4 protein-coding genes are annotated in these 5772 nt (G+C 64.3%); 3 read left to right on the top strand and 1 reads right to left on the bottom strand.

The genetic code is table 11. From position 1 onward, the window contains the following. A partial coding sequence (locus VGE27_RS12005; protein ID WP_331049898.1) for a DUF6259 domain-containing protein occupies positions 1–832 on the top strand: 832 nt, incomplete at its 5' end. An 86-nt stretch (positions 833–918) separates the two neighbouring features. Here the strand turns inward: VGE27_RS12005 and VGE27_RS12010 are convergent. Next, on the bottom strand, positions 919–3672 hold the full coding sequence (locus tag VGE27_RS12010) for a TonB-dependent receptor (protein ID WP_331049899.1): 2754 nt from the start codon (positions 3670–3672) through the stop codon (positions 919–921). A 149-nt stretch (positions 3673–3821) separates the two neighbouring features. Between VGE27_RS12010 and VGE27_RS12015 the strand changes: the two genes are divergently transcribed. Further along, positions 3822–5060 carry a phosphodiester glycosidase family protein gene (locus VGE27_RS12015; RefSeq protein ID WP_331049900.1) on the top strand — a complete coding sequence of 413 codons (1239 nt, stop codon included), beginning with the start codon at positions 3822–3824 and terminating at the stop codon, positions 5058–5060. 124 nt (positions 5061–5184) lie between these two features. Next, positions 5185–5700, top strand: coding sequence for a phosphatase PAP2 family protein (locus VGE27_RS12020; RefSeq protein ID WP_331049901.1), 516 nt, complete (start codon positions 5185–5187; stop codon positions 5698–5700). The last annotated feature ends 72 nt before the right edge of the window (positions 5701–5772 follow it).

Below are 5772 nucleotides of genomic sequence, written 5' to 3' on the forward strand. Positions count from 1 at the left end.
TGAACTGGCCAAGTCGCTGCGCGCGCGCGGTGGTGATGGCCGCGGCTTCGCCGGCGAGGGTGGTGGCGAAAGCTGGATGCCCGACCTGGATGCCTTCCTCACGCTGCAGGTGAGCCAGGAACGCTACATGGATCCGGCCAGTGGCTGGGAAGTGGTGCCCATGTTCCAGGCCGCGTACCATCCGTATGCGCTGACGTACGGCACCTACGGTTCGCTCACGCTGCCGCCATACGACGACCTGTGGCCCAAGGAAAAGCGCCCGGCCACAGCCATGCAGCTACTCGACGAAAAGTTCGTGCGGCAGTTCCACCTCGAGCAGGCCCGCATGTTCGTGTGGGGCATGCAGCCTACGATCGCGAACTTCCTCCCCGACCAGCTCACCGCGCGTCGTCGGGAGATGGACTATTTCGGCAAGCTCGCCCGGTTGCGGTACGGCCTGCGCGATTTCTTCCAGACGGGTGAGTTCATGCGTGCGCCCAAGGTGCGTGTGCCCGAGGCCGACCTGCTGCTATCCCGCATCTCCATCTATGCTGCGCGCCTGGGCGGCCCCACCGAAGCCCATATCAAGACGCCGGAAGTGCTGAGCGGTGCGTTCAAGGCCAAGGACGGCCGTGTGGCGGTGGCACTGGCGGGCATCAATCTCGAACCGCTGGAGGCGGTGCTGACCATCGACCCGGCACAGCTGGGTGTACCGGCCGGCTCCCGCATCGTGCGGCACAACAGCAACGGCAAGCAGGAGCTGGGCACGCTCAAGGTGGGGATACAGGAGTTGCGCGCTCCGGTGGCCGCACTGGAAGGCCTGGTGCTCGAGCTGATCCCACCTGGCAAGTGATTCGATAGAAGCTGGACTGAAAGACGAAGGGCCCGGACGAGAATTCGTCCGGGCCCTTCGCTTTCTACCGTGCTACAGCATGTCGCTTAGAACTCGAAGCGCATACCAACCTGGCCCATGCGGGCGCCGTAGGCAGCCGTCGGGCGGCCGAACGATGCCACCGGGTTGCCATTGGCCTGGAACTGCGTGCCACCGAACGACAGCGTGTTGTTGAAGTTGAACACGTTGAACGCTTCGGCCGACGCGCTGACCTTGGTCTTGTTCCAGGTGAACAGCGAACGCGTGAGGCGCACGTCCACCTGACGATACCAGTTGTTCCACGAGTTGGCCGGCAGCGTGGTGCGGTTACCGCTGGCCGTGGTGGAGCCGCCCGGGAAGTCGTCGGTGAGCACGTTGTTCAGGTTGATGTCGCGGCCGTCCGTGGTGATGAACGGACGCGGGCTGGCGAGCGTCGCCACCGACGAGAACGTGAAGCCGAACGGCAGCGGCACGATGTCGGACAGCGTGATGCGGTGACGCTCGTCGCCCGTGGTGCGCTGACGATCGAACAGGAAGTTGTACGTGTACGTCGGCAGTGCGGCGGTGTCGAAGTCACCCTGATACCAGCCCAGCGTGTAGGCCAGATTGAAGCGCATCTTGTTGCGCTGGTAGGTGGCCTGCAGCAGCACCGACGAGTAGTCGGACGTGCCGATGTCATCCCAGATCAGGATGTCGCCGAATGCCGGCGTCAGCTTGCGCACGTTGGGCGTGACCGAACGATCGACATAATTCGGGTTACGCTGCACGTACAGGTTGTCCATGTGCTGGCGCACATAGTCGACGTTGAAGCCGAACTCGCTGGTGAGCTGGTGACCGACGCCAATGGACATCTGCTTGGCGTTCGGCGTCTTCATGTTGTTGTTCATCAGAATCGGCGCGGCGGCTGTGGAGCCACCGGCGATCACACGGGCGCGGAGCACGGCCGGATCCGTGGTGCCCGGATTCGCGAACGTGTAGGTGCGCCACGTGGAGTTGCGGCGTTCCTGGAAGCCCATGAAGCTCGTGACACGATCGTAGATGATGCCAAAGCCACCACGCACGAACGTCTTGTTGTTCTTGAGCGGATCCCACGAGAACGACACGCGCGGCGAGATGTTGCCGAGCTGGTTCTTGCGGTTGCCGGTGTTGATGTAGTTCTGCAGCGACGGGATGGCCGTCAGCACGGGGTCCTTCGACCACGGCGTGACGTAGTCGTTGTTCATCGTGTTGAACTCGGCATCCCAGCGCAGGCCGAGCGACAGCGTGAAGTTGGGCTTCATGCGCCACTCGTCATTGATATAGAGACCAGTGGTGTAGCCCGTGGCGTTGGCGATGGCGTCCGACGTGCCCGTGCGATCATTGAAGCCCACCGCGATGGAGGCCGAGATCGGCAGCGTCGACGTGTCCGTCGCAAACGTGAACGTACCGTCACGGTTGTTCGGCTGGTTCTGCATGGCGTCGATCGTGCTCAGTTCCACACCGAACTTGACCACGTGCGAGCCCGCCGCGTTGTCGATATTCAGCGTGGACCGGTTCACCGCGCGGAAGTGCTTTTCCGTGAGGATGAGCGGGAAACCCGAGGTGCCGAGGATGACGCCCGGGTAGGTGCGCTGCGGGCCCGGCGTGAGCGGGGCTTCGTTGTGGCTCCAGCTCACGTACTGCAGGCTGGCCTCGTTCACGAAGTTGCCGCTCTGCGACAGGAAGCGCTGGCGAAGCTGCGCCGTGTAGATGTCGTACGTCTGGGAGATGCCGCTGATGGCCGCCGTGCGGGCGCCGAAGTTGCCTTCGCCGCGCAGGAAGCGGGCCGAGCCCATGAAGTCGTACGTGATGCGCGGGCTCTGCACGTAGGTGAGGCGCGTGAAGCCCGTGTGGTTCTTGTTGGGCGCCACGAACGAACCACGGTACTGATCCCACGGACCCGAGATCGGATTCACGTCGAGGTAGAAATCCGTGCTCGTGAGTTCATAGCTGGTGGCGATGAACAGTTTGTCCTTCTTGAGCGGACCGGCAATGTTGAAGCCAGCCTGAGTGCGGCCATAGTCCGGCACCCGCGTCTGGAACGCGTTCTGCGCCAGCATCGCCTTGTTCTGCAGGAAGCCGAAGCCCGAGCCCTTCCACTGGTTGGTGCCACGGCGGCTTTCCGCGCTGATCACGTACGATCCGGCACGCGTGAACTCGGCGTCGTACGGATTGAGGTACACGCGGAACTGCTCGAGGCCTTCCTGCGGCAGCGGCGAACCCGTCTGGCCGAGGCCGACGATGTTGCCGTTGTAGAGGCTCTTCATTTCGACGCCGTCCATGTAGACGTTGAAGAAACGAAGGTCCGGCGCGGCACCGCCCGAAGGCAGCGTACGACCCGACTGCGGCGCATACGTCTTGATGCCCGGCGCGATGCCGGCAAGGTTCATGATGCCGCGCGAGTTGAACGGCAGGTTTTCGATTTCTTCCTTCATGACCGGCGCCGACACCGACATGCGCTGCACTTCCACCTGCTTCACGCGCTCGGCAACGACCGTCTGTGCCTCGAGCTCAGCAGCGCCCTTTTCGAGTTCGAACTCGAGACGGGCACGCTGACCGATCACCAGTTCAACCGTGTCGGTGCGCTGACGGAAACCAATGGCCCGCACGTTGACCGTGTACCGGCCGGAGTACAGACCCAGAACGCGAAAGTCGCCAGTCGCGCGGGTCAGCGCTCGAGCGACTTCATTGGTAGCCACATTGGTGATGGTGATCTGGGCGCCGACAATCGGAGCGCCTTCTCCTTTCACCGCACCTTCGAGCGTTATGGTATTCTGAGCAATCGCAGTGGTGCTGTGGAGCACGACGAGGGCTCCGGCGACAAGCACCCGGGCGACCCATGAAGCAGGGGTCAACAGGCGCCTGAACGACGCTGGGGACATGGGGTTTCCGTATCCGAGGGGATGTAACGATGGTGGAACTTCTGCACCCAAAATACCGGGATAAGGCTGGTGTGACCAGCATCTCCCTGCAGACTGGCGCTCAGCGAAGCAATTCGCTCACGAAGGTGGCATTCCTGATTCTCGGCATGCTCGCTGCCTGCCGTCCCGCTGCCGGCACACCAGGCGATGTGCGCCCGAGCCGCAACCAGCTCGCACCGGGGCTGCAGCACGAGGTACGCCTCGATCCACGTGGGCCCTGGCGCTTCCACATTGTGGAGATCGACCTGCAAAATGCCGCGCTGTCGATGGAGGCCGTGCGCGCCAAGGATGCACTGCAGGGGCGGGAACGTACCTCGTCGATGGCGAAACGCATGCAGTCCGATACCAGTCGCGTGCGCGTGGCGGTGAATGCGGACTTCTTCGATCTGGCCAACGGCGAGAACGAGAACAATCAGGTCCTGCGTGGCGAATGGTGGAAAGGATTGCCACTCACCGATTCGCCGTACGACACCTACGACAATGTGCATGGCCAGGTGGCCATCGATCCGGCGGGCGGTCTCACCTTCGGCCGTTTCATTCTGGACGCACGCGCATGGACGCGCACAGGCGCGGTGCCGGTGTTGAGCATCAACAGTAAGCCCAAAGGACGATACGAGGGCACCGCGCTCTACACGCCGCGTTTCGGCGCTGCGGCGCCGACCGATACCGGTCGCGTGGCCGAACTGCGCCTGCGGCCCATCGGCGTGCGTGGCGACACGCTGCTCTATGCCGCGCCCGACACCGCCAGCTCTCGGAGCGGCGGACAGATTCCGCGTGAGGGCGCACTTCTCGTGGGCACTGGTGATCGTGCGGCCGGCGTCGCCGCCCTGTCGCGTTCAGACACGGTGCGTGTGCACCTGAACACCTGGCCGCGTCTCACCTCGCAGCGCACGCCGCAGGCGCTGCTGGGCGGCTGGCCGCTGCTGCTGGTGGACGGCGAGAACGTGGCGGCCCGCGCGGCCACACTTGAAGGCACGATTTCCCGCAACGCCGAGGCCCGGCATCCGCGCACTGCTATCGCGGTGTCGCGCTCCGGACATACGGCATGGCTGGTCACCGTGGATGGTCGCGCCACCAACAGTGTGGGCATGACGCTGGTGGAGCTCGCCGAATTCCTGCGCACGCTTGGCGCGTGGAGCGCTCTCAACTTCGACGGCGGCGGCTCCACCACCATGGTCATCGACGGACGCGTGGTGAACGTACCCACTGATGCCACTGGTGAACGCGAAGTGGGCAACGCCCTGATCGTTCGGGAGCGTACGAAGAAGTAGTACAGACGGTCGGGAATAGCGGCAGGCGCGGGCGTTCCGGTATCGCACAACCCGAAACCCGGGCGTTACGCGGCCGTCGCCGGGTGGTCTCCGAACCGTCATCGGGTGCGCGCACTGTGTGGTCATGCAATCCTGGCTGCACCATCTCGATGCGCGGGACCGTGCACTGTTCACGCGGTGGGCCCTGTCGCCCACCGCCCCGTCCCACCCCCGCCGTTTCTGGATGCTGATCACGCACGCCGGCGGGGCGCGTGGATCAATCGGCACCTGCCTCGCCGCACTCACGCTGCCCGCCGTCAGCGGCGCGCTCGTCTGGCGTGTGTTGTTGCTGCTCGGCTTTTCCCATCTCCTCGTGCAGGTGGTGAAGCGCACGGTCGGTCGGCCGCGTCCGTCGACGCGACTGTCGTTCGAGGCGCTGATCCATGTGCCGGACCGCTTCTCGTTTCCGAGTGGTCACGCCTGCGCCGCGATGGCGGTGGCCGTGGGGTTTGCGGCAGCATTCCCGATGCTCACGCTGCCATTGCTGATTCTGGCCTGCGCGGTCGGGTTCTCCCGCGTGGCACTCGGCGTGCACTATCCGGGTGACGTACTCGTGGGTCAGGCCATCGCGCTGATCACGGCCTATCCCCTGCTCGCCTGACGTCCATCTCGATGCGCCACCGATGGACCGCAGGACGGACAATTTGATGGACTGCAGGTCGTGACCAGCACG

The organism is Gemmatimonas sp. (genome assembly GCF_036405635.1).
Taxonomy (GTDB): Bacteria; Gemmatimonadota; Gemmatimonadetes; order Gemmatimonadales; family Gemmatimonadaceae; genus Gemmatimonas.